The sequence below is a fragment of the Pseudomonas sp. P5_152 genome (genome assembly GCF_033989915.1).
Lineage (GTDB): Bacteria > Pseudomonadota > Gammaproteobacteria > Pseudomonadales > Pseudomonadaceae > Aquipseudomonas.
Genome location: NZ_JASFAH010000002.1, coordinates 3,074,899 through 3,098,533 on the forward strand (window position 1 = coordinate 3,074,899; position 23,635 = coordinate 3,098,533).

The window sequence follows — 23,635 nt, forward strand, 5'->3', positions numbered from 1 at the left end:
TTCAATCCTCGAAGCGGATCGGGCATTTCTCCGCGCCTTCGAGTTTGCGCAACTCTTCGACCACATGCCCTCGCGCCCGACGCAAGGTCAGGCTGCGGTCCTGCCTGAGCAGGCGGCGGGCTTCCTGGTGGAGCATTTCCACACCGGAATAGTCGATGAAGTTGATGTATTGCGCCTCGATCACCACCGCCAGGCCCTGGGTGCGCTGCAGGCGCACTTGCAGGTAATGGCTGGCGCCGAAAAAGATCGAACCGCCGACCCGCAGAATCTCTTCATCGCCCTCTCGCCATTGCTGTACGCGGGGCTGTGAGGTGCGTTTGAGGTAGAAGAACAGCGAGGCCAGCACACCGGCGTAGATTGCCGTTTGCAGCTCCAGCAGCAGCGTGGCGACGCAGGTCAGCGCCATCACCGCAAACTCGGCACGGCTGACCCGAAACAGCGCCCGAATGCCGCGGTGGTCCACCAGGCCCCAGCAAATCAACAGAATGCTGCCGGCCATGGCAGGGATCGGGATGTGCGCGATGAGTTTTGCTCCGGCCAGTGCAAACAGGGCTACCCACAGCGCCGAGAACACGCCCGCCAGCGGTGAGCAGGCCCCGGCTTCATAACTCAAGCCGGAGCGGGTGAAGGAGCCGGCCGACAGTGAGCCGGAGAAAAAACTGCCGACGATGTTGGAAAAACCCTGGGCGCGGACTTCCTGATTGGCGTCGAGCAACTGTTGCGAGCGTGTCGACAGCGAGCGGGCAATCGACAGGCTGGTGACCAGTCCCAGCATGCCGACCGCCACGGCACTGGGCAGCAGGCGCAGGATCAAGTCCAGATCCAGGGGCAAGGGGCTGAACGGTGGCAGTCGCCCGACAAACGCGCTGACCCGTTGCACATGACCGAACCACGAGGGCCACAGCCAGACCACCAGGCTGCTCAGTACCAGGGTGATCAACAGGCTCGGCCAGCGCGGCAGGCACAGCTTCAGGGCGACACCCAGCGCCAATGTGCCGAGGCCCAGCGCCAACGAGGGTTTGTCCAGCTCATGCAGATGGCTGGCCAGCGACACCAGGCTGTCGAGTGCCGTGGCCTGGCTGGGCAGGTCCAGCCCCAGCAAGTTTGGTAGTTGCCCGAGGGCGATGACCACCGCGGCACCGAGGGTGAAGCCCAGCACCACCGAATGCGAGACGAAGTTCACCAGGGCGCCGAACCGCAGCAGGCCGAGCAGCCACTGGAACACCCCTGCGAGGAAAGTCAGCAACAGGATCAGGGTGACGTAGTCCTGGGAACCGGGCACGGCCAGCGGGCTGACACTGGCGTACAGGACGATGGAGATGGCCGCCGTAGGGCCGCAGATCAGATGCCAGGAGGAGCCCCAGAGGCAGGCAATCAGCACCGGGATGATGGCGGCGTACAAGCCGTACTCCGGCGGCAGGCCGGCAATCAGTGCGTAGGCAATCGATTGTGGCAGCGCCAGAATCGCCCCGCTCAGCCCGACGACAAGATCGCGGCCGACGCTGGCGCGGGTCTGCCGGGGCAGCCAGCGGAGAAAGGGAAAGAGCGAATGGCGGCTGGGGAGTGCCATGAATCCTCGCGAATGGGCTTTTGCCAAAGAGTATCAGGGCAAAGGTGATTGTTCCCACGTGTGTGCAGGAACAATCCAGTGGGCCAGTGCTTAGAGCTTGGCCTTGACCGCCGGCAATGCCTCTTTGCCGTCTGCCGTTTGCACCCCGTCCAGCCACTTGTCCAGCACCGCCGGGTTGGCCTTGAGCCAAGCCTTGGCGGCCTCGGTGTTGCTGACCTTGTTGTTCAGCACCTCGGCCATGATGCTGTTTTCCATGTCCAGGGTGAAGCTCAGGTTGCTCAGCAGTTTGCCGACGTTCGGGCAGGCTTGGGCATAACCCTTGCGGGTCAGGGTGTGGACACTGCCGGTGTCGCCGAAGTACTTCTCACCGCCCTTGAGGTAGCGCATTTTCAGCTGCACGTTCATCGGGTGTGGAGTCCAGCCGAGGAAAGTCACGAACTTGTGTTTCTTCACTGCGCGCGAGACTTCCGCGAGCATCGCCTGCTCACTGGACTCCACCAGCTTCCATTGGCCCAGGTCGAAGTCGTTTTTCTTGATGATGTCCTGCAACGAGAGGTTGGCCGGTGCACCGGAGCCGATGCCGTAGATTTTCTTGTCGAACTGCTCGGCGTACTTGTTCAGGTCGGCGAAGTCATGCACGCCGGCCTCCCAGACGTAGTCCGGAACTGCCAGGGTGAACTCGGTGCCGTCGAGGTTCTTCGCCAGTTGGGTGACCTCGCCGCTGGCCACGAACTTGTCATAGAAGCCCTGCTGGGCTGGCATCCAGTTACCGAGGAAGACATCGACCTGACCGTCCTTGAGGCCACCAAAGATGATCGGCACCGCCAGGGTATCGATCTTGGCCTTGTACCCCATGCCCTCAAGCAGCACGCTGGTGATCGCGTTGGTCGCGGCGATGTCGCTCCAGCCGGGGTCGGCCATCTTCACGGTGTCGCAACGTTGCTCGGCCCAGGCCGAAACACTGCCAAGCATCAGTAACCCGGCGGTCACTACTGTGGATAACCTTTGCATGCGCTTCCCCTTACATTATTGGTTTTGGCAGGGTTGTGGATAACGAGCCTTGCGCTCCAGATCATCGAGGTCGATGTGGTTGCGCATGTACTGCTGGCTGGCGTCGACCAGTGGCTGGTGGTCCCAGCTCTTCAGGTGGCCAAGGCGCAGTGCGTCAGCCACGAATCGCCGGCGGCGCTGGCTGGCCAGGACCTGCTGGTGAATCGCCGGGATATCCCACTTGGCGCGAGCTTCGGCAAGAAAGGCGGCGTAAACCGGTTGATGCGAAGGCGAGTGACTGAGCTCTTCCTGTTCGCGAGGGTCGTTGCGTACATCGAACAACAGGCAGGGGTCGTCTTCACTGTAGATAAATTTGTAGGGCCCCCGGCGGATCATCATCAACGGGCTGACGGTGCCTTCGGCCATGTACTCACCAAACACTTCATCGTGGCCGCCCTGCCCCTGCAGGTGCGGCAATAGCGAGCGGCCGTCCAGTGGCAGGCCAGGCTGCAGCTCGCCACCGGCCAGGGCGACGAAGGTCGGGAGCAGGTCGGCGGTGGACACGGCGGCACTGACGCGTCCGGCCGCGAACTGGCCAGGCGCATAGACCAGCAGCGGCACCCGGGCGGCCATTTCGAACCAGTGCATTTTGTACCAGAGGCCACGCTCGCCGAGCATGTCGCCGTGGTCGCCGGAAAACACGATGATGGTGTCGTCGCTCAGCCCGGTCTCTTCGAGGGTCTGCAGGAGTTTGCCGACGTTGGCATCGATGTAACTGCACGCGCCGAAATAGGCTCGGCGGGCATCACGGATCTTGTCCACGGGCAGTGGCTTGTCCCACAGGTCGTAGGCCTTGAGCAGGCGCTGGGAATGTCGGTCGAGGTCGGCCTGCGCCGGGGTCGCCGGCAGCGGGATGTCCTGGTCGTCATACAGATCCCAGAATGCCTTGGGAATGGTGTACGGGTCGTGTGGGTGGGTCATCGACACCGTCAGGCAAAACGGTTGGTCGCCGTCTTCACGGATGTGGTCGAACAGGTACTGCTGGGCCTTGAAGACCACCTCTTCATCGAAGTCCAGCTGGTTGGTGCGCACGCAAGGTCCGGCCTGCAGGACTGAGGACATGTTGTGATACCAGCTCGGGCGCACGTCCGGTTCATCCCAGTTGACTGCCCAACCGTAATCGGCCGGGTAGATGTCGCTGGTCAGCCGTTCTTCATAGCCATGCAGTTGGTCCGGGCCGCAGAAGTGCATCTTGCCGGACAGCGCGGTGCGATAGCCGAGGCGACGCAGGTAGTGGGCATAGGTCGGCACATCGGCGGGAAAGTCTGCGGCGTTGTCGTAGGCGCCGATCTTGCTCGGCAACTGGCCACTGACCAGGGTGAAGCGCGAGGGTGCGCATAACGGGCTGTTGCAGTACGCAGCGTCGAATACCACGCCCTTGTCCGCCAGTCGGCTCAGGTTGGGCAGCTTGATCGGTGAAGCGCCGTAGAACGGCAGCAAGGGCGCGGCCATTTGGTCGGCCATGATGAAAAGAATGTTCTTGCGCTTCATGTGATAGCGGCATTCCATAGTGGGCAGTTATGCGAAAGTGCTGTGATCGAGAATGTAGCCCGTGCTCTTCGCGGTAAAGCCCATGTCCGGCAATGACTAGGATAAGCCCACCTTATGTATGACGCCCTTGGTGAACTCTCCCTGGACTTGTTGCGCACCTTTGAAGCGGCAGCGCGCCATGGCAGTTTCACCGCCGCCGCAGTGGAGTTGGGCACCACCCAACCTGCTGTCAGCCAACAGCTCAAGCGGTTGGAGGAGCAATTGGCAACACGCTTGTTCGACCGCATCTACCGGGGCATCGAGCTGACCGAAGCCGGGTCGATCCTGTTCGAGCAGGTGCAGAGCGGCCTGCAGAGTATCGAGGCCGGGTTGAGCGCGATCAGTGCCCAGCACCAGCATGAGGTGTTGCAGGTGGCCACCGATTTCGCCTTCGCCGCTTACTGGCTGATGCCGCGTCTGCATCGCTTTCACGAGGCCAACCCCCGGGTGGATGTCAGCCTGGTGACCAGCGAACGTAATCACAACATGTTGCGTCCCGACATCGATGTGGCCGTGCTGTTCGGCGAAGGGCGCTTCAAACAGGGTGAAAGTCACTGGTTGTTCAGCGAGGAAGTGTTCCCGGTGTGCAGCCCGCAGCTGCTCAAGGAGCGGCTCGCGCCCCTGCCCGCCCACGCTTTGCTGGAGTTGCCGCTATTGCATCTGCGGGGCGAGAACAGCAGCCATTGGTTCGACTGGAGCGGTGTGTTCCGCAGCCTGGGTATCGCCACCGCGCCGACGCCTGGGCAATTGCGGTTTGATAATTACACCCTGTTGATTCAGGCGGCGATTGGCGGTCAGGGCGTGGCCATCGGTTGGCGGCATTTGGTCGATGACCTGCTGGCGCAGGGGCTTTTGGTGCGGCCGATTGCCGAGACGGCGATCTCGGGGTTCGGTTACTACGTGGTGCTGCCCCAGCGCAAACGCCGCAGTGCGTTGATCCAGCAGTTCGTCGACTGGCTGATGAGTGAACAGGCCAGCAGCGCTGAGTCGCTGGCAGGATTGGCCCTGCCGTCCATTGCGGTGTAGCGTTGCCCTTGGGACTTGGATTGGGCAAGACGAGAGCACTATGCAACGGATCAAGGGCTACCACGCCCATGTTTATTTCGACGCGAGCACCCTTGCTCAGGCGCGGGCGCTGTGTGAAGAGGCTGCCCTGCTATTTCCCCTGCAAATGGGTCGAGTCCACGAACGCCCGGTGGGGCCGCACCCGGACTGGAGCTGCCAGTTGGCCTTTGGGCCGGAATTGATCGGCGTGGTGCTGCCGTGGCTGGCGCTGCATCGCAACGGACTGGTGGTGTTCCTGCATCCCGAGACCGGGGATGAGCTGGCCGATCACACGGACCACGCGATCTGGATGGGGGCGATCCGGCCGCTGGACCTGTCGATTTTTTGAGGGGTGGGCGGGCGCCAGAAAAAAAGGGCCCGGAACATGGTTCCGGGCCCTTGGTTGTTACGGGATCAAAACTTAGCCAACGCGAGCGTTGCGTACACCTTCAGACAGCGCCGCACACAGGCTCAGCACGCCATCAATGGCCTGGTCCGGCGTGGTGGCATTGGCGATATGGTCGATCAATGCCGAACCCACCACCACCCCATCTGCCAAGCGGGCAATTGCCGCCGCTTGCTCTGGCGTACGGATGCCGAAGCCGATGCTGATCGGCAGGTCGGTGTGGCGGCGCAAACGGGCCACCGCTTCTTCGACGTGCTCCAGGGTGGCAGCACCTGCGCCCGTCACACCCGCCACCGAGACGTAGTAGACAAAACCGGAGCTGCCATTGAGTACGGTTGGCAGGCGTACGTCGTCGGTAGTCGGGGTGGTCAGGCGGATAAAGTCCAGGCCCGCGGCTTGGGCCGGATCGCACAGTTCGCCGTTATGTTCAGGTGGCAGATCGACCACGATCAGGCCATCCACCCCCGCTTCCTTGGCGTCCGCGATGAAGCGTGGAACACCGTAATAGTGAATAGGATTGAAGTAGCCCATCAGTACCAGTGGTGTGTCGTTGTTGCTCGCTCGGAACTCGCGAACCATTTGCAGGGTTTTCGCCAGGTTCTGTTTGGCGCCCAGGGCCCGGATGTTCGCAAGCTGGATCGCCGGGCCATCGGCCATCGGATCGGTGAATGGCATACCGAGCTCAATTACATCGGCGCCGGCTGCCGGCAGCCCCTTGAGGATCGCCAAGGAGGTGTCGTAGCTTGGGTCGCCAGCAGTGACAAAGGTCACCAGGGCCGCACGGTTTTGCTCTTTGAGTTCGGCGAAACGGGTTTGCAGGCGGCTCATCAGTGTTTCTCCTGCTGAGAGTGTTCCATGTGGAACATTACGGTTTGCATGTCCTTATCACCACGACCAGACAGGTTGACCACCATCAGGTGATCCTTGGGCAAGGTCGGTGCGCGTTTGAACACTTCGGCCAGGGCGTGGGCGCTTTCCAGTGCCGGAATGATCCCTTCCAGGCGGCAGCACTTGTGGAACGCGTCGAGGGCTTCATCGTCGGTCACAGAGGTGTACTGGGCGCGACCGATGTCATGCAACCAGGCGTGCTCAGGGCCAATGCCCGGATAGTCGAGGCCAGCGGAAATCGAGTGGGCATCAATGATCTGGCCGTCGTCGTCCTGCAGCAGGAAGGTGCGATTGCCGTGGAGTACACCAGGTACCCCGCCGTTCAGGCTGGCGGCGTGCTTGCCGGTTTCGATGCCATGACCGGCCGCTTCAACCCCGATGATCTGGACGCTGGTCTCGTCGAGGAACGGATGGAACAGGCCCATGGCGTTGGAGCCACCGCCGATGCATGCCACCAGGCTGTCAGGCAGACGACCTTCCTGGGCTTGCAACTGGTCACGGGTTTCCTTGCCGATCACGGCCTGGAAGTCACGGACCATCGCCGGATAAGGATGCGGGCCGGCGACGGTGCCGATCAGGTAGAAGGTGTTGTCGACGTTAGTCACCCAGTCACGCAGGGCTTCGTTCATTGCGTCTTTCAGGGTGCCGGTGCCGGCCACTACCGGGATCACTTCGGCACCCAGCAGTTTCATGCGAAACACGTTGGCCTGTTGGCGCTCGATGTCGGTGGTGCCCATGTAGATCACGCACTCCAGACCAAAACGCGCGGCTACAGTGGCAGTGGCCACACCGTGCATGCCGGCACCGGTCTCGGCGATGATGCGTTTTTTGCCCATGCGCCGTGCCAGCAGGATCTGGCCGATGCAGTTGTTGATCTTGTGTGCGCCGGTGTGGTTCAGCTCTTCACGCTTGAGGTAGATCTTGGCGCCGCCACAGAACTCGGTCAGGCGTTCGGCAAAGTACAGCGGGCTCGGACGTCCGACGTAATCGCGCTGGAAGTAAGCCAGTTCTTCTTTGAAAGCCGGATCTTCCTTGGCCGCTTCGTATTCGCGGGCCAGGTCGAGGATCAACGGCATCAGGGTTTCGGCGACGTAGCGGCCACCGAACGCGCCAAACAGGCCGTTGGCGTCAGGGCCGTTGCGCAGATTAGTCTGGGTCATGGGGCGCTCCAGTTGAATGCGTGAAGTGACAATGGCGTTCACTCTACCCCTGACGTCGACGGCTGAAAACCGATAAGATCGCCACAACCTGTCAGGAAAACTCACAGATACCATGAGCCACGACCTGCCCCCTCTCAACGCCCTGCGCGCCTTCGAAGCCGCTGCCCGCCTACACAGTGTCAGTCAGGCGGCGGAGCAATTGCACGTTACCCATGGAGCAGTCAGCCGGCAGCTGAAAGTGCTCGAGGAGCACTTGGGGATAAGTCTGTTCGTCAAGGACGGACGCGGCCTGAAACTCACAGATGCCGGTGTACGCCTGCGCGACGCCAGCACTGAGGCATTCGAGCGCCTGCGCACGGTCTGCGGTGAGCTGACTCAGGGCCACGCCGAGGCGCCTTTTGTCCTGGGCTGCTCCGGTAGTCTGCTGGCTCGTTGGTTTATTCCGCGCCTGGGGCGGTTGAATGCCGATCTGCCGGATTTGCGCTTGCACCTGTCGGCCGGCGAAGGTGACCTGGACCCGCGTCGTCCGGGCCTGGATGCCTTGCTGGTATTCGCCGAGCCGCCATGGCCTGCGGATATGCAGGTGTATGAACTGACCAGCGAACGAATCGGCCCGGTGCTCAGCCCCCGCTTCTCCGGGTATGAGTCGCTGCGTGACGCACCGGCCAGTGCCTTGCTCGAATTACCCTTGTTGCATACCACATCGCGACCGCAAGCCTGGCCCAGTTGGGCACAGCACAATCAACTCGACCCCGGGGCCTTGAAGTTCGGCCAGGGTTTCGAGCATTTGTATTACTTGCTGGAGGCGGCCGTGGCCGGGCTGGGTGTGGCGATTGCCCCACAGCCATTGGTGGCCGAGGACGTGAAGGCGGGTCGCCTGGTTGCGCCGTGGGGGTTTTCTCAAACCCCGGCGCAACTGGCGTTGTGGTTACCCAAGCGCGCCGCGGACGGGCGCGCTCGGCAGCTGGCGCAGTGGCTCAAAAATGAGCTGCGCCAGGCAGATTAATCACCGCGTTTGCACAGCAGGTAGGCCGCCAGCAAACCCAGGGCCCCGACGGCTACACCCGCGGTGGTCCAGGGGTGTTCCTGCGCGTAATCGCGGGTCGCGATCCCGGTCTCACGGGTTTTCACTTTGACTTCTGTGTAGGCATCGCTGAGCAGGCTGCGCGAGTGTTTCAGCGCGCTCTCGGCATTGCTTTTGAGGGACTTGAGGGTTTTCAGCGACTCGTCCGAGGCATCACTTTTCAGGCTTTCCAACGACTTGAGCAGACTCTCGATCTCGGCTTCCATGCTTTGCAATGAGGCTTTACGTAAAGAGGTGTTGGCCATGATGGCTCTCCTGCATTGATTGAGTAGCGTGTGTTGGTTCCGACTCCAGCGGTTCGCGAAAGTGCAGAAAATATGAACCTTAGCAGCAGAAATGCCCACAGAAGAAATACCGAAAATCACTGCTAGGCTGTAGGAACACCCAAGGAGATCGCCATGACAGACCACCACACGTACAAGAAAGTCGAACTGGTTGGCTCCTCGCCCACCAGTATCGAGGACGCCATCAACAATGCCTTGGCTGAGGCCAGCAAAAGCATCAAGCACCTGGAATGGTTTGAGGTCACTGAAACCCGAGGCCACATCAAGGACGGCAAGGCTGCGCACTTCCAGGTGACGCTGAAGGTCGGGTTCCGGATTGCGAATAGCTGAAGATGAACTAGATTTCTGAACTTGTGAGCTGGCCGATTGCCATAGGGAGTGGCAAAGCGCTACTTAATCTGCGAGCGCTGATGCCTTGGGCTGAACGCTAATCCTATTGATCCGACCAGGGAATGTGACCGATGAAGAAGTTGATTCTGGCTATTGGTTTGCTGAGCATCGCAGGAACAACCCTTGCGGCCGGCAAGCCTTGTGAAGAACTGAAAGCGGAAATTGCAGCGAAACTCGATGCCAAGGGCGTGTCAGGTTATTCGTTGGAAATCGTCGACAAGGGCACTGCGGCTGACGGTAAAGTCGTAGGCACCTGTGAAGGTGGTTCCAAGGAAATCGTCTACAAGAAGTAGTTTGAATTCGCTGCAAGTGAAAAGCCGACGCTTTGGCGTCGGCTTTTTTATGGGCGCGGGGTAAGTGCTCAGCCTCTCATCACCTGCGCCAGCAGCTCGTAGGAGTGCAGGCGATCGGCGTGCTCGTACAGGTCGCAGGTGAAGATCAGTTCATCGGCCTGGGTCTGTTCGATCAGGACTTCCAGCTTGCCGCGAATTTTTGCCGGACTGCCGACCATGGCCAGCCCGAGGAAATCCCCGACTGCCTGTTTCTCATGGGGTAACCACAGGCCGTCCATGCTCTCGACGGGCGGGCGCTGAACCAGGCTTTGCCCACGCATCAGCGCGAGGATGCGCTGGTAGACCGACGTAGCCAGGTACTCGGCCTGCTCATCGGTGTCGGCGGCGACCAGTGGTACGCCGAGCATCACATAGGGCTTGTCGAGGACCGCTGATGGCTTGAAGTGATTGCGATAGACGCGAATCGCCTCGTGCATGTAGCGCGGTGCGAAATGCGAGGCAAAGGCGTAGGGCAAGCCTCGTTCGCCCGCCAGCTGTGCGCTGAACAGGCTGGAACCCAGGAGCCACACCGGGACGTTGGTGCCGGTACCGGGCATGGCGATGATGCGTTGGTCCGGTGTGCGGGGGCCGAGGTAGCGCACCAGTTCGGCGACGTCTTCGGGGAAGTCATCGGCGCTGCCGGAACGTTCGCGACGCAAGGCGCGAGCGGTCAGTTGATCGGAACCTGGGGCACGGCCCAGGCCGAGGTCGATCCGGCCCGGATAGAGGCTTTCCAGGGTGCCGAACTGTTCGGCGATCACCAGTGGTGCATGGTTGGGTAGCATCACCCCGCCGGAGCCGACACGAATGCTCGACGTGCCGCCGGCCAGATAACCCAGCAACACCGAGGTGGCGGAGCTGGCAATGCCGTCCATGTTGTGGTGCTCGGCGACCCAGAAGCGGTTGTAACCCCATTTTTCGACGTGCTGCGCCAGGTCCAGCGAGTTGCGCAAGGATTGGGCCGGGCTGCCGTTCTCCCGCACGGGCACCAGGTCGAGGGTCGAGAACTTGATATCGGACAGTTGTTTCATAAGCCTGCGTCTCCAAGGGGTATGCAGGCTTTTCTCACTAACGAAAACCTGCCGAATGTATAAGCCTGTTCTATGCAATGTGGGCATATACCCGAGTTTCAATAGCTGACCTGAAAATGCCTACCAGATAAGCGGTTCTATCCGACAGGGTGAACTTTGTCCGGCCATCTATCCTCAGAACCCTTAGCTACCGAAAACCATCAAGGCGCGACTCTCGCGCCGGATCTTGAGGAGGCACACATGAGCATCAAGAAGAAAGCATCGGCACATTGGGAAGGTGACCTGAAAACAGGGATCGGCTCGATTTCCACGGAAACCGGGGTCCTCAGGGAAGCCCCCTACGGCTTCAAGGCGCGTTTCGAGGGTGGTAAAGGGACCAACCCCGAAGAACTGATCGGCGCAGCACATGCAGGCTGTTTCTCCATGGCCTTTTCGATGATTCTCGGCGACGCCGGCCTTAAGGCCGAGAGCATTGATACGCAGGCAGAGGTGACCCTGGATCAGGTCGACGGTGGTTTTGCGATTACCGCCGTGCACCTGATTCTCAAGGCAAAAATCCCCGGCGCCAGCCAGCAGCAATTTGACGAGTTGAGCAAAAAAGCCAAGGAAGGTTGCCCGGTGTCCAAGGTGCTGAACGCGACAATCACCCTGGATGGCACGCTCGTCAGTTGAACCTCTCCTCCCCCACATAGGAGTTGGCTTGCCAGCGAAACGGACCTGTCTGACACCACGAGTTGGCAGATTCGCCAACAAGCCGACTCCTACAAATCAGAACTCCCAGGGCGAAATTGTGGTCGAATAAATGACAGCAGCCCAAGCGCACACCCGTGCGCGCTGCTTCAAGGGAGCTTCAACCATGAAACGTTTTGCCTTGGCGGTTATCTGCGGTGCGCTGGCCACATCGGCCCTGGCGGCGCCAAAACCGTGCGAAGAACTCAAGGCCGAGATCGAAGCCAAGATCCAGGCCAACAACGTATCGTCCTATACGCTGGAAATTGTCAGCAAAGATGATGCGCATGACCCGAACATGGTAGTCGGCACCTGCGACGGCGGTAGCAAAAAAATCATCTATCAAAAGAACGACCGCTAAGACGCCTCAGGGCACGCAATTGACCTGACGTTCTTCGGCAACGAGCTGGCGCTGGGCGTTGTACAGCCGGGCGCTGGGGGTAAAGGCCAGTGAGCGGGCCTCGAGCCGGTAACGCTGGCCCGCTTCGAAATGCTCGTAAGAGATGGTCATGTAGCACAACCGCTCCTGCGGGTCGGTGTTCATGCCCATGCCACCGCCAAACACTTCAAAGTCAAAACGCACGGTCAGTTCATGGCTGCCCGGCGTGACCTGGAAAAAACGCCCATCACGCTGTGGTTGATTGTCCAGGCGCTCGGCCATCAGGACTTTTCCGCCGGGGGTTGGCATGGCGAAGTCGACCCAGGCCATGTTCGGATTGACATCCGGCAGGGGGCTGGCGGCGCACGCAGACAATGCGCCGAGGGCAAAGAACAGCAAATACCTGTGCATGATTCAGTTCCGGGTGGTCAGGTATTCAGCATAGCGCCGATCAGGTGCGCTGACAGCCCGCTGGTTGCGCCTGGCCAACCACTTTGCGCTGTTCGTCGTAGAGTTTGGCCCAGGGACGGAAGCCAATGTTGCCAGCCTGCAACTGATAGCGCTGGCCAGCGTTGAAGTCGTTGAATTTCACGCTCAACTGACAATCTCGCCACAACGGCTCGGCGTTTGGGCCGATGTTGGTTGGATCGACGGTGAACTGATAACGCACCGTCAGTTCATGGCGGCCGGGCGGAACCTGGAAGTAGCGTTTGTCCACAGAGGTTTTGTCATCCACCTCCAGCGCTTGCAATGCAGTGTCTTCAGGGTGAGGGGCGAGGTCGATCCAGGCTTGCGTCGGGTCGGGTTGGGGCAATCCAGCACAGCCGGCCAGCATCAGCAGGCCTCCAGTCAGCAGTAACACGCGCATAGCGAAGCTCCAGTCAGGCGAGATAGTCTTGCGGGCAGACTCCCCAAGGATGATTCGATGTGATCAGGCTGGTTCCAAGCCATCGGTTACTTGATCGCGTTTTGCGCGTTTTGTTTCCGGCTGTGATGTTTTTGTTGCTCAACGGTTGTGCCAGCGTCGATTACTACAGCCAGTTGGCCAGCGGTCAGTGGCAGTTGCTGCGGGCTCGTGAGCCGGTCAGCAAGGTGCTGGCTGACCCGGCCAGCGACGCGACATTGCGCTCGCACCTGGAGCAATCGCAAAAGGCCCGCGACTTCGCCAGCCAGCACCTGCACCTGCCGGACAACCTGAGCTATCGCCTCTACGCAGACCTAGGTCGCCCCTATGTGGTGTGGAATGTGTTCGTCACTGCGGAATTTTCCCTCAGCCCGCAGAACCATTGCTTCCCAATTGCCGGGTGCGTGGCCTACCGCGGGTACTACCGCCAGAGTGCGGCGCGGGGCGAGGCAGCCCTGCAGCGACTGCAGGGCATGGATGTCTCGATCAGTGGCGTGGAGGCCTATTCAACCTTGGGTTGGTTCAATGACCCGATCCTCAATTCGATGCTGGGCTGGGGCGACGAGCGCCTGGCCAGCCTGATTTTTCATGAGCTGGCGCATCAGCGTTTTTATCTGAAGGACGACACTGAGTTCAACGAGTCGTTTGCCACCTTCGTTGAGCAGCAAGGCACTCGGCAATGGCGCATAGCCCGCGGGTTACCCCCGGCCAACGACGCCCGGGTGCGACAGCGCGAGCAGTTCACCCAGTTGCTGCTGGACTGTCGCACGCGCCTGGAGGCCCTGTACGCCCTGCCCTTGCCGAGTGAGCAGATGCGCCAGCGCAAGAACGCCGAGTTCGAGCGCTTGCGCAGCGACTACCGAACCCTACGTGACAGCCAATGGGCCGGCGATAAGCGTTACGACGCCTGGATCTACGCCCCCATGAACAACGCGCGTCTGCTGCCCTTCGGTCTGTACGAGCAATGGGTGCCGGCGTTTGCCCAGTTGTTCAGGCAGTCGGCGGGAGATTGGCAGAGGTTCTACGACGCCGTCGAACAGTTAGGTGCGTTACCGGCGCAGCAGCGCAAGGCGGCCCTGAGGTCGTTGTCTGGCTAAGGGGCGCCATCGCGGGCAAGCCTCGCTGCTACAAGGGGGGCGCTTGTAGCAGCAAGGCTTGCCCGCGATGACAATCTTAATCGTCGCGCAAAAACGCTTGATGCAACTGCGCCAGCGTTTCGAAGTAGTACGCTGGGTGCTCGGCGTTCAGTTCTTCAAGGCTGCCAAAGCCATAGCCCACCGCGGCGGCATCCAGGCCGTTGCGCTTGGCGCCGATCAGGTCGTGTTTACGATCGCCGATCATCAGGGTGCTGCTTGGGTCCAGCCCCTCCTCGGCCACCAGGTGGGCAATCAGTTCGACCTTGTCGGTGCGGGTGCCGTCCAGCTCACTGCCGTAGATCACCTTGAAGTGTCGGTCGAAATCGAAGTGGCGCGCGATCTCCCGGGCAAAGATCCAGGGTTTCGACGTTGCGATATACAGCTCTCGCCCCTGCCCGCTCAAGGTTTCCAGCAGTGGTGTGACGCCATCGAACACCCGATTTTCATAGAGCCCGGTGACTTTGAAGCGCTCACGGTAGAAGTTCACCGCGTCCCACGCCTTGGCCTCGTCGAAGGCGTAGAACTGCATGAAGGCCTGCAGCAAGGGCGGGCCGATGAAGTGTTCCAGTTTGCCGAGGTCCGGCTCATCGATCCCCAGTTTGCCCAAGGCGTACTGGATGGAACGGGTGATCCCTTCGCGCGGGTCGGTCAGGGTGCCATCAAGGTCGAATAAAACGCTTTGGTAATGCATGAATATTTCCGAATGAGAGTCAGAGCTGGTCGTAGCCTTCGGCCAGATGCAGGTCTTTGAGCTTGACGTAGTTGGCCGCGCTGTAGGTAAAGAATGCGCGCTCCTTGTCGGTCAACGGCCGGGCCTGTTTTACCGGGCTGCCCACATACAGGAAGCCGCTGGCCAGGCGTTTACCTGGCGGCACCAGGCTTCCCGCGCCGATGATCACCTCGTCCTCGACCACGGCCCCGTCCATCACAATGCTGCCCATGCCGATCAGAATCCGGTTGCCGACGGTGCAGCCGTGCAGCATGACTTTGTGGGCAATGGTCACGTCATCGCCGATCAGCAGCGGGAAACCGTCCGGGTTGAATGGCCCGGCGTGGGTGATGTGCAGTACGCAGCCGTCCTGCACGCTGGTGCGCTGGCCAATGCGGATGCGGTGCATGTCGCCGCGGATCACGGTCAGCGGCCAGACGGAGCTGTCGGCGCCTATTTCGACGTCGCCGATCACCACTGCCGAACCGTCGACAAACGCGCCATGGTCGAGCACGGGAGTGTGGTTCTGATACTTGCGAAGGGACACGATAGGCTCTCTCTCTGTTGCTGATAGCTGCGGTTGGCGTCGATTGTAATTAAGATGGGGCAATGTTTCTTCCAGCCAAGGTGCCAACCGTGAGCGTGAACAACCCTCTTTTGCAGTCCTACGACCTGCCGCCGTTCTCGGCGATCCGCGCCGAGCATGTACAACCGGCCATCGAACAGATTCTCGCGGACAACCGCGCTGCCATTGCCGACCTCCTCAAGACCCAGGGCACTGAACCGACCTGGGCCGGCCTGGTGCTGGCGATGGATGAGCTCAACGACCGCCTGGGCGCCGCCTGGAGCCCGGTCAGCCACCTTAACGCGGTGTGCAACAGCGCCGAGTTGCGTGAAGCTTACGAGTCCTGCCTGCCAGCGCTGAGCGCCTACTCCACCGAGCTGGGGCAGAACCGTGAACTGTTCCAGGCCTTCGAAGCCCTGGCCAACAGCCCGCAGGCGGCCGGCTTTGATGTGGCGCAAAAAACCATCCTCGAACATTCCCTGCGGGACTTCCGCCTGTCGGGTATCGACCTGCCGGAGGCTGAGCAAAAGCGTTATGCCGAGGTGCAGAGCAAGCTGTCTGAACTGGGCAGCCGCTTTTCCAACCAGTTGCTCGATGCCACCCAGGCCTGGACCAAGCACATCACCGAGGAGGCCGCCCTCGCCGGCCTGACGGATTCGGCCAAGGCGCAAATGGCCGTCGCGGCGCAAGCCAAGGAGCTGGATGGCTGGTTGATCAGCCTGGAGTTTCCGAGTTATTTCGCGGTGATGACCTACGCCCATGACCGTGCATTGCGCGAAGAAGTCTACGCCGCCTACTGCACTCGTGCGTCGGACCAGGGTCCCAACGCCGGTCAGAACGATAACGGGCCGGTGATGGAAGAGATCCTCGACTTGCGTCAGGAACTGGCCCGACTGCTGGGCTACAGCAGTTTCTCGGAACTGAGCCTGGCGACCAAAATGGCGGAGTCCAGCGATCAGGTCCTGAGCTTCCTGCGGGACCTGGCCAAGCGCAGCAAGCCGTTCGCCGCCCAGGACCTGGAGCAGTTGAAGGCCTATGCGGCCGAACAGGGCTGTGCTGACCTGCAAAGCTGGGACAGTGGTTTCTACGGGGAAAAACTCCGTGAGCAGCGTTACAGCGTCGCTCAAGAGGCGCTGCGCGCGTACTTCCCGATCGATAAAGTACTGGGCGGTCTGTTCGCTATCGTCCAGCGCCTGTACGGCATCGAGATCGCCGAGCAGACGGGATTCGACACCTGGCATCCGGATGTTCGCCTATTCGAAATCAAGGAAAACGGCGAGCACGTTGGCCGCTTCTTCTTCGACCTGTACGCGCGCGCCAACAAGCGCGGTGGTGCCTGGATGGACGGTGCCCGCGACCGTCGTCGCACTGCCGAGGGCGTTCTGCAAAGCCCGGTAGCCAACCTGGTGTGTAACTTCACCCCGGCCGACAGTGGCAAGCCGGCGCTGTTGACCCATGATGAAGTCACCACCCTGTTCCACGAGTTTGGCCACGGCTTGCATCACCTGCTGACCCGAGTCGAGCATGCGGGTGTATCCGGTATCAATGGTGTGGCCTGGGATGCGGTCGAGTTGCCGAGCCAGTTCATGGAGAACTGGTGCTGGGAGCCGGAAGGCCTGGCGCTGATTTCCGGTCACTATGAAACCGGCGAGCCACTGCCCCAGGACTTGCTGCAGAAAATGCTCGCGGCGAAGAACTTCCAGTCGGGCCTGATGATGGTGCGTCAGTTGGAGTTTTCCCTGTTCGACTTCGAACTGCACGCCACGCACGGCGATGGTCGCAGTGTGCTGCAGGTGCTCGAGGGCGTGCGCGACGAGGTCTCGGTCATGCGTGCGCCGGCCTACAACCGCTTCCCCAACAGTTTCGCGCACATCTTTGCCGGTGGTTACGCCGCGGGTTACTACAGCTACAAATGGGCGGAAGTGCTGTCGGCTGACGCGTTCTCCAGATTTGAGGAGGAAGGTGTACTCAACGCTGCGACCGGTCGGGCCTTCCGTGAGGCGATCCTGGCGCGTGGAGGCTCCCAGGAGCCAATGGTGCTGTTCGTCGACTTCCGCGGACGTGCACCGTCGATTGACGCACTCTTGCGCCACAGCGGCCTGGATGAGGGCGCGGCAGCATGAGTGATGGGCCTGTGAGCATAACCAAGAAGCGCTTTATCGCTGGAGCAGTGTGCCCGGCGTGCAGCGAGCCGGACAAATTGATGATGTGGAGTGAAGACGACGTACCGCACCGCGAATGCGTCGCGTGCGGTTACTCGGACACACTCAATGAGCAGGGTTTGTCGGTTCCCAAGGAGTTGGGGACGCGGGTCAACACCGGTGCTGTGAAGGTGGCTGATACCAAGGTTCAGACTGTGCAGTTCTTTGTGAACCCGAAGTTGAAGAAAAAAACTGACGAGGCACAGTAACGGCAACTAACAAAGCCGGCTCCCTGAGAAGCCGGCTTTGTTCAGTCTAATGAGCTGATTTATGATCAGCCATTAACTTTAATCCACTTTAAAGTCATTCGACTTATAAGTTTAATTCAAGGACTGGTAATACTGGCGTAGGCTTTTGCCAAGGCCAGGAGTTTTGCCTTGTCATCCTCATCGATATCACGGTCATCATCGACATCCTTGTTGATGTTGGCAATGCTGAACGACTGGCCGCCATCGTAGGAGGACGCAATAATTGTGGTGGAGTCCAGCAACGCCTCGGTCGGCGCCTCGTTTTGCTGATCCCAGCCTGACTCTTTTAATGCAAACTGCATGGACACCAGGACTTCATCTGGATCAACCACAGTGGGACCCAGTTTTTGCAGAAAAATGCCACGACGATTGAAGTACGACATTATTAAATCCTTTTAAATAATGATCAAAGTTATAAACGAACGTCTGGATACTATCGAGGTGCACCTGACGATCGCCACTTCATTGTTGTAACGCAGCATGTCGCCAAGTTCATTGTGTTGTTATAAGAGCGCTCATTAGCGTTGTGCAGGTGCCGAACGGCACTAGGCGGAGAATGGTTCGGGGTGTACTGTATATTCATACAGTCAAAGGGCTCCTCCATGAATTCGCCATTACCCCCGCGCGGTCGTGGTACCGCAACAAACCCGCACAACCGCTTCGCGTCGAGCCGCTCAGTCGCCGAAGACGATGGTTGGTACCAGGAAGTGCCGCTGACCCAAGGCACCGAGGTGCGCATTGAAACGGCGAAGACCATCATCACCCGCAACAACTCGCCAGACTTACCCTTCGACCGTTCGATCAATCCTTATCGGGGCTGTGAGCACGGTTGCATCTACTGTTACGCGCGGCCCAGCCATGCGTATTGGGACCTATCCCCCGGTCTGGATTTCGAGACCCGGCTGATTGCCAAAACCAACGCCGCCGATGTGCTTGAGGAGCAACTGTCCAAGCGTGGCTACCGGTGCGCGCCGATCAATCTCGGCTCAAATACCGACCCCTATCAGCCGATCGAGCGCGAACACCGAATTACCCGGCAAATTCTCCAGGTACTACTACGCTATCGGCATCCAGTGACGATTATCACCAAGGGGTCGCTGATCCTGCGCGATCTGGATCTGTTGACCGAATTGGCTTCGCAGCGGCTGGTGGCGGTGATGATCAGCCTGACCAGTCTGGACGATGAGCTCAAGCGCATTCTTGAACCGCGTACAGCGGCGCCCAAGGCGCGATTACGGGCCATCAGGGTGATGCGCGAGGCGGGTATTCCGGTGGGCGTGCTGTGCTCGCCAATGATTCCGATGATCAACGATAGCGAGTTGGAGAGTCTGCTGGCGGCCGCCCAGGCGGCTGGTGCCCAGAGTGCGGCCTACATGATGTTGCGCCTGCCGTTGGAGGTTGCACCGCTCTTCGAGGAATGGCTGGCGGCGCATTACCCGCAACGAGCGGCGCATGTGCTGAGCCTGATCCGCCAGAGTCGTGGCGGCGAGTTGTACGACAGTCGCTTTGGCGCGCGAATGCGCGGTGAGGGGCCGTTCGCTGACTTGCTGGCACAACGGTTTGCCAAGGCAATGAAGCGGCTGGGGCTGAATCAGCGTGAGGGGTTCAACCTCGATTGCACGGCTTTTTGTCCTCCGGGTGCGCAGATGTCGTTGTTGTAGATAACGATTAGGCCTGTTTTGTCGTGGTACGTAATATGCGTAATGGTACGTTATTGTCGGTTTTTGGCTTGTGGCGCTTGTGGCGCTTGTTGCCGGGTGGTCGATTTCGATTGAGATACGTATTACCAGCCGCTGGTTGCGCCAGCTTCGCTTAGCCAGACCTTCGGCCAACTACTCAGGTATCAAGGGGGGGGGCGGTAGACGGATAATGTACCGACGCCCCAGGTTGACCGTAACTCGCCAAGCCTGTCCTTGGTCTTGGATTACAGCACTGGGACGTCGGGTGCTCAGAGTTACTAGCGTAATTAATTAACTGGTAAACCAGCCTTGAATCCAGCCGCTAATATTATTGAAAGTCGACTTGATATCGGCGAAGGCGTTTTTAACCCACGTGATAGTTTCGGCTACAACTTTTGTAATGAAGGCATTGAGTTTTTCCGACATGATTCGGAACAGGCTGAAAATCATATCAGTTGTGGACATTATTGCTTTTTGTGCGTTCGGGTGCCGCTCGCCGATTTCAATGGCCTTATCGAAAATCCGGTCGATATTTTTTTCGGATTGCTCTTTTTCGTAAGCGCGTCTTTCATTCATTTGCTGTTTGAATGTCGCAATGGCAGCTGCATCACCCGCAGCGTTGCTCAAGTTTTGGGCGTCGTTGGTAATGCTGAGCTCTACGCTCTGATTCTGGGTGGTAGCCAGCATTTTTGCTTCCGACTTCAGTTCTTCCAGTGCGATTGCTTCATCTGGGGAAATGTCATCTAGTTGGGTAGCGTTGGGCATGGAGAAACTACGAGCGGGTTGTTGTTTGCCACCCGCCAACACGGATTTGTGGTGGGCGCGAAGTTCGTTCATGGTTTCGACAAAAGCAGTCATTGGGTTCATTCCTTTGAAGGTGTTTTTAGTTTTCAAGTGCTGGTGCACTTGCTGGTTAGATTAATGAGGATTTCAGAATAAAGTAGGCTTAAAATCTTTCTCTTTGTTTCTTGAGCCTGGCATATCAGTTGTTCGCTGCCCTGTCAGGATTAGGTGTTGCTGTTAATGTATTCGTAGAGATTGTTCGTGCCACAAGTGTTGAACTGTCACATATGCTGCTCAATTGTCTTTGTTCAGTCTCAATTAAGTCCGAGGGTTATTGCGGTGTCTGGCTTGTTCTTTGTGGGTGACGCCACCGTCGTTTGCATTGCACCTGAGTGATGTAAACTCTGGAGCACCCCCCCTAATGTGCCAACGAGGATGAGTGATGAGTGACAAAGACAAGCCACCGTTGGCTGCATCGGCTTCAGCCCTTCCAGAGGCTGAAAGCGCCGATGCAGCGCTGCAGCACATTGTTGACGGCTTTCTGCATTTTCATCATGAGGTCTTCCCGCAACAGGAAGAACTCTTCAAGAAGCTCGCTACGGCCCAGCGGCCACGGGCAATGTTTATCGCGTGTGCCGATTCGCGAATCGTCCCTGAACTCATCACGCAAAGCGCGCCAGGCGACCTGTTCGTCACGCGCAATGTGGGCAACGTCGTCCCGCCTTACGGGCAAATGAATGGCGGTGTTTCTACGGCCATCGAATACGCCGTGCTGGCGCTGGGTGTTCAGCACATCATCATTTGCGGGCACTCCGATTGCGGCGCCATGCGGGCGGTCCTCAACCCGCAAAGCCTGGAAAAGATGCCCACGGTCAAAGCCTGGCTAGTTCATGCGGAAGTCGCCAAAAGCATGGTCCAGGACAACTGTCAGTGCGCCACCGAACACGAAAGCATGCAGGTGCTGACCGAAGAAAACGTGATCGCCCAGCTGCAGCATTTGCGTACTCACCCCTCAGTGGCTTCGCGCATGGCCAACGGTCAGTTGTTCATCCATGGCTGGGTCTACAGTATCGAATCCAGTGAAATAAAAGCCTACGACGCGGACAAGGGCTGCTTCTTGCCTTTGGACGGTAGCCTTCCGATCCCCATGGCGACGCCCAAGGCGCGCTTCTAGATCTTGCGTGGCTGGTCGGGGCGGCTGAAAAAGCGTGCAGGCTTCGCCACACCGAATCAATCCGGGGGAAGGCTCATGGAGGGGGCGACTGAAAGCGCTTCAGCCAAGGAAGCTGCTGGCTTGCAGGGTGATGTTTCTGGCTGAGGTTCAGCCGGTCAAAGTCCTTGTGGGAGTAAGCAAGGCTACTCCCACAAGTGTTGGAGGGCTCAGGCGGCTGGTTGATCCAGCTCCAGGCCCACACCCAGTTGGCGCGACAGGCACGGCCAGCGTTTCCAGGCGGCACCGGTGTCCGGGCTGTTGAGTTTTTCCCGATAGGCTTCGACGGACTCCAGGGCGAAGCTGTCTTCGTTGAGCATTTCGTCAACGGCGTGATGAACCGCCTCATCCAGTTGATTGGCGAAGTCTTCGCCGATCAGTTGGTGGGCAATCAGGTTGGCGACAGTCATGTCCAAGGGGATCAGTGGCTGGCCGAAATGTTTGATGTAGAGGTCGTTCACTTCTTCTACCAGGCGATGGGCCAGGTAGGCTTCGTCCAGCAGGCTGTCCAGGCCTACGTGGCCGTTCATGATTGCCGGCGGTTGGAGGAAGAACTGTTCGGCGATCTTCAGGACCGGCTTGATCTGTGATTCGATCCCGGCTTCGCGCGCGACTTCGTTGGCAGCGTCGAGCAGGTCCGGGACCTGGTCGATGTAGGCGGCCACAAAACGGGTCATCACGCCCTTGGCGTCGACGTCCGGCAATTGGATAGCGGCATGCAGGTGGGGCAATTGGACTTCCAGCTGACGGGTCAGCTGACCGGTTTCGGACTCATGTAAATGGGCACGTTGAATCTGCTCGCGCAATGCGGCGGTGTTCATGAAAACTCCAGGAAACGAAGGCAAGGAAATAGGGGAAGACATAAGTTAGCTTGCTTATGAAAACCGTTAAGACGTATTTGTCATAATTGTTTCACCTTTGATGCATCCAAGTTATATCGATTTGCCATCACCTGATCACATCCTTCTCCATCCGCAGCCTGCGGCGCAAGCCCCAGGTGTTTCAGCTGATTTACGCCATCGCGTTGCGAGGTCCCACTCGCTGTCTATACTCGGTTCTGTATGAAGTTAGCTGATGACGCCCGACTGCATGTGCAGCAAGGCTTGGCGGTTTAAGTTCGTAGTCTAGGCAGCCGCTCCCTTGGACGCAGGTGAAAGCCGGCGGGATAACAAGAACGATAAGGGGAACCCGCAATGATGCGACATCCACAAGTCTGGATGGGCCTCCTGTTGTGGTCGATTTTCAGCCAGGCGCAAGCCGCCTGGACTGTGAATATGGCGCCTGGGGCTACTGAAATCAGTCACGCAGTCTTCGACCTGCACATGACCATTTTCTGGATCTGTGTAGTGATCGGCATCATCGTCTTCGGTGCGATGTTTTGGTCGATGATCATGCATCGGCGCTCCACCGGGCAGGTGGCCGCCAAATTCCATGAAAGTACGACGGTCGAGATCCTCTGGACCGTGGTGCCCTTCATCATCCTTGTCGCCATGGCTGTTCCGGCGACCGCCACCCTGATCAAGATGTACGACAGCAGTGAGCCGGATATCGATATCCAGGTCACCGGCTATCAATGGAAGTGGCACTACAAATACCTGGGCCAGGACGTCGAGTTCTTCAGCAACCTGGCCACCCCGCAAGAGCAGATCCGCAACCAGAGCACCAAGGGCGAACACTACCTGCTGGAGGTCGATCAGCCATTGGTGCTGCCGATCGGTGCCAAGGTACGCTTTCTGGTGACCTCCGCCGATGTCATTCACTCCTGGTGGGTGCCGGCCTTTGCGGTCAAGCGCGATGCCATCCCCGGCTTCGTCAACGAGGCCTGGACCCGGGTCGACAAGCCTGGGATCTACCGTGGCCAGTGCGCCGAACTGTGCGGCAAGGACCACGGCTTCATGCCCATTGTGGTCGACGTCAAAAGCCAGGCCGATTACGACACCTGGCTGGCCGAGCGCAAGGCCGAAGCGGCCAAGCTCAAAGAGCTGACCAGCAAGGAATGGACGCTGGAGGAACTCAAGGAGCGCGGTGACAAGGTCTATCACACCACCTGCGTGGCCTGTCACCAGGCTGAAGGCCAGGGCTTGCCGCCAATGTTCCCGGCGCTCAAGGGTTCGAAAATCGCCACCGGCCCCATAGCGGATCACTTGGGCATTGTCTTCCACGGCAAGCCAGGCACCGCCATGGCGGCGTTCGGCAAGCAACTGTCGGAAGTCGATATCGCTGCCGTGGTGACCTACGAGCGCAATGCCTGGGGCAACAACAAGGGCGACATGGTCACGCCAAAAGACGTGCTGGCCCTCAAGCAGGAGGAAAGCAAATGAGG

The 23,635-nt window shown here is 59.4% G+C and carries 27 protein-coding genes; 13 read left to right on the forward strand and 14 right to left on the reverse strand.

What is annotated here, in order from left to right; all coding sequences use genetic code 11:
* Position 1: 1 nt before the first annotated feature.
* From QMK50_RS14125 to betC, 3 genes are all read right to left on the reverse strand, one after another.
* Positions 2-1,570: a SulP family inorganic anion transporter gene (locus tag QMK50_RS14125; RefSeq protein ID WP_320333332.1), complete on the reverse strand. Its 1,569-nt coding sequence runs from the start codon at positions 1,568-1,570 to the stop codon at positions 2-4.
* Positions 1,571-1,660: 90 nt separating this feature from the next.
* Entirely contained in the window at positions 1,661-2,581 is a 921-nt protein-coding gene (choX, locus tag QMK50_RS14130) for a choline ABC transporter substrate-binding protein (RefSeq protein ID WP_095165097.1), read from the reverse strand.
* Between the two features lie 15 nt (positions 2,582-2,596).
* On the reverse strand, positions 2,597-4,111 hold the full coding sequence (gene betC / locus QMK50_RS14135) for a choline-sulfatase (protein ID WP_320333333.1): 1,515 nt from the start codon (positions 4,109-4,111) through the stop codon (positions 2,597-2,599).
* A gap of 114 nt (positions 4,112-4,225) precedes the next feature.
* Here betC and QMK50_RS14140 point away from each other — a divergent pair, with 114 nt between their 5' ends.
* A complete protein-coding gene (locus QMK50_RS14140; protein WP_320333334.1) occupies positions 4,226-5,176 on the forward strand; it encodes a choline sulfate utilization transcriptional regulator in 951 nt (316 codons plus the stop codon).
* A 40-nt stretch (positions 5,177-5,216) separates the two neighbouring features.
* A complete protein-coding gene (locus tag QMK50_RS14145) occupies positions 5,217-5,543 on the forward strand; it encodes a DOPA 4,5-dioxygenase family protein (protein WP_095165100.1) in 327 nt (108 codons plus the stop codon).
* A gap of 72 nt (positions 5,544-5,615) precedes the next feature.
* Here the strand turns inward: QMK50_RS14145 and trpA are convergent, their stop codons facing one another.
* Positions 5,616-6,428: a tryptophan synthase subunit alpha gene (gene trpA, locus QMK50_RS14150; protein WP_095165101.1), complete on the reverse strand. Its 813-nt coding sequence runs from the start codon at positions 6,426-6,428 to the stop codon at positions 5,616-5,618.
* A complete protein-coding gene (gene trpB, locus QMK50_RS14155; protein ID WP_320333335.1) occupies positions 6,428-7,648 on the reverse strand; it encodes a tryptophan synthase subunit beta in 1,221 nt (406 codons plus the stop codon). The genes trpA and trpB overlap by 1 nt, the downstream gene beginning before the upstream one ends.
* 112 nt (positions 7,649-7,760) lie before the next feature.
* Between trpB and QMK50_RS14160 the strand changes: the two genes are divergently transcribed.
* A complete protein-coding gene (locus QMK50_RS14160; protein ID WP_320333336.1) occupies positions 7,761-8,654 on the forward strand; it encodes a LysR family transcriptional regulator in 894 nt (297 codons plus the stop codon).
* Here the strand turns inward: QMK50_RS14160 and QMK50_RS14165 are convergent.
* Entirely contained in the window at positions 8,651-8,977 is a 327-nt protein-coding gene (locus tag QMK50_RS14165; RefSeq protein ID WP_095165104.1) for a DUF883 family protein, read from the reverse strand. The two genes, QMK50_RS14160 and QMK50_RS14165, sit on opposite strands and share 4 nt — an antisense overlap.
* Positions 8,978-9,130: 153 nt before the next feature.
* Between QMK50_RS14165 and QMK50_RS14170 the strand changes: the two genes are divergently transcribed.
* Both QMK50_RS14170 and QMK50_RS14175 read left to right on the forward strand, forming a co-directional pair.
* Positions 9,131-9,346, forward strand: a complete 216-nt coding sequence (locus QMK50_RS14170; RefSeq protein ID WP_029290270.1) for a dodecin — start codon at positions 9,131-9,133, stop codon at positions 9,344-9,346.
* 131 nt (positions 9,347-9,477) lie between these two features.
* Complete coding sequence (locus tag QMK50_RS14175) at positions 9,478-9,699, forward strand: DUF1161 domain-containing protein (RefSeq protein ID WP_095165105.1); 222 nt, start codon at positions 9,478-9,480, stop codon at positions 9,697-9,699.
* 68 nt (positions 9,700-9,767) lie between these two features.
* Here the strand turns inward: QMK50_RS14175 and QMK50_RS14180 are convergent, their stop codons facing one another.
* Positions 9,768-10,769 (reverse strand): LLM class flavin-dependent oxidoreductase, encoded by a 1,002-nt coding sequence (locus tag QMK50_RS14180; RefSeq protein ID WP_095165106.1) that lies wholly within the window; start codon positions 10,767-10,769, stop codon positions 9,768-9,770.
* 240 nt (positions 10,770-11,009) lie between these two features.
* Here QMK50_RS14180 and QMK50_RS14185 point away from each other — a divergent pair, with 240 nt between their 5' ends.
* Positions 11,010-11,441, forward strand: coding sequence for an OsmC family protein (locus QMK50_RS14185; protein ID WP_095165107.1), 432 nt, complete (start codon positions 11,010-11,012; stop codon positions 11,439-11,441).
* Between the two features lie 184 nt (positions 11,442-11,625).
* On the forward strand, positions 11,626-11,859 hold the full coding sequence (locus QMK50_RS14190; protein ID WP_159992964.1) for a DUF1161 domain-containing protein: 234 nt from the start codon (positions 11,626-11,628) through the stop codon (positions 11,857-11,859).
* Between the two features lie 6 nt (positions 11,860-11,865).
* On the opposite strand, the gene QMK50_RS14195 is transcribed toward QMK50_RS14190, so the two are convergent.
* Together QMK50_RS14195 and QMK50_RS14200 are read right to left on the reverse strand one after the other, a co-directional pair.
* Positions 11,866-12,288, reverse strand: coding sequence for a hypothetical protein (locus tag QMK50_RS14195; RefSeq protein ID WP_159992966.1), 423 nt, complete (start codon positions 12,286-12,288; stop codon positions 11,866-11,868).
* A gap of 40 nt (positions 12,289-12,328) precedes the next feature.
* Positions 12,329-12,745 (reverse strand): hypothetical protein, encoded by a 417-nt coding sequence (locus tag QMK50_RS14200; RefSeq protein WP_320333337.1) that lies wholly within the window; start codon positions 12,743-12,745, stop codon positions 12,329-12,331.
* 59 nt (positions 12,746-12,804) lie between these two features.
* Here QMK50_RS14200 and QMK50_RS14205 point away from each other — a divergent pair, with 59 nt between their 5' ends.
* Positions 12,805-13,878 carry an aminopeptidase gene (locus QMK50_RS14205; RefSeq protein WP_320333338.1) on the forward strand — a complete coding sequence of 358 codons (1,074 nt, stop codon included), beginning with the start codon at positions 12,805-12,807 and terminating at the stop codon, positions 13,876-13,878.
* 76 nt (positions 13,879-13,954) lie between these two features.
* Here the strand turns inward: QMK50_RS14205 and QMK50_RS14210 are convergent, their stop codons facing one another.
* Entirely contained in the window at positions 13,955-14,608 is a 654-nt protein-coding gene (locus QMK50_RS14210) for an HAD family hydrolase (protein ID WP_095165113.1), read from the reverse strand.
* 19 nt (positions 14,609-14,627) lie between these two features.
* A complete protein-coding gene (locus QMK50_RS14215) occupies positions 14,628-15,173 on the reverse strand; it encodes a gamma carbonic anhydrase family protein (protein WP_320333339.1) in 546 nt (181 codons plus the stop codon).
* A gap of 62 nt (positions 15,174-15,235) precedes the next feature.
* Here QMK50_RS14215 and prlC point away from each other — a divergent pair, with 62 nt between their 5' ends.
* Together prlC and QMK50_RS14225 are read left to right on the forward strand one after the other, a co-directional pair.
* On the forward strand, positions 15,236-17,314 hold the full coding sequence (gene prlC, locus QMK50_RS14220) for an oligopeptidase A (protein WP_320333340.1): 2,079 nt from the start codon (positions 15,236-15,238) through the stop codon (positions 17,312-17,314).
* Positions 17,311-17,601, forward strand: a complete 291-nt coding sequence (locus QMK50_RS14225; RefSeq protein WP_095165115.1) for a YheV family putative zinc ribbon protein — start codon at positions 17,311-17,313, stop codon at positions 17,599-17,601. The genes prlC and QMK50_RS14225 overlap by 4 nt, the downstream gene beginning before the upstream one ends.
* A 116-nt stretch (positions 17,602-17,717) precedes the next feature.
* Here the strand turns inward: QMK50_RS14225 and QMK50_RS14230 are convergent, their stop codons facing one another.
* Positions 17,718-18,023 (reverse strand): hypothetical protein, encoded by a 306-nt coding sequence (locus QMK50_RS14230; RefSeq protein WP_320333341.1) that lies wholly within the window; start codon positions 18,021-18,023, stop codon positions 17,718-17,720.
* A gap of 219 nt (positions 18,024-18,242) precedes the next feature.
* Here QMK50_RS14230 and QMK50_RS14235 point away from each other — a divergent pair, with 219 nt between their 5' ends.
* Positions 18,243-19,301 carry a PA0069 family radical SAM protein gene (locus tag QMK50_RS14235; RefSeq protein ID WP_320333342.1) on the forward strand — a complete coding sequence of 353 codons (1,059 nt, stop codon included), beginning with the start codon at positions 18,243-18,245 and terminating at the stop codon, positions 19,299-19,301.
* Between the two features lie 309 nt (positions 19,302-19,610).
* Here QMK50_RS14235 and QMK50_RS14240 read toward each other — a convergent pair whose 3' ends face one another.
* Complete coding sequence (locus QMK50_RS14240; protein WP_320333343.1) at positions 19,611-20,177, reverse strand: hypothetical protein; 567 nt, start codon at positions 20,175-20,177, stop codon at positions 19,611-19,613.
* Positions 20,178-20,544: 367 nt separating this feature from the next.
* Here QMK50_RS14240 and QMK50_RS14245 point away from each other — a divergent pair, with 367 nt between their 5' ends.
* Positions 20,545-21,276 (forward strand): carbonic anhydrase, encoded by a 732-nt coding sequence (locus tag QMK50_RS14245; protein ID WP_159992975.1) that lies wholly within the window; start codon positions 20,545-20,547, stop codon positions 21,274-21,276.
* Between the two features lie 206 nt (positions 21,277-21,482).
* Here QMK50_RS14245 and QMK50_RS14250 read toward each other — a convergent pair whose 3' ends face one another.
* Positions 21,483-22,133, reverse strand: a complete 651-nt coding sequence (locus QMK50_RS14250) for a hypothetical protein (RefSeq protein WP_095165121.1) — start codon at positions 22,131-22,133, stop codon at positions 21,483-21,485.
* 372 nt (positions 22,134-22,505) lie between these two features.
* Here QMK50_RS14250 and coxB point away from each other — a divergent pair, with 372 nt between their 5' ends.
* Entirely contained in the window at positions 22,506-23,633 is a 1,128-nt protein-coding gene (gene coxB / locus QMK50_RS14255; RefSeq protein ID WP_159992977.1) for a cytochrome c oxidase subunit II, read from the forward strand.
* Positions 23,634-23,635: the final 2 nt, after the last annotated feature.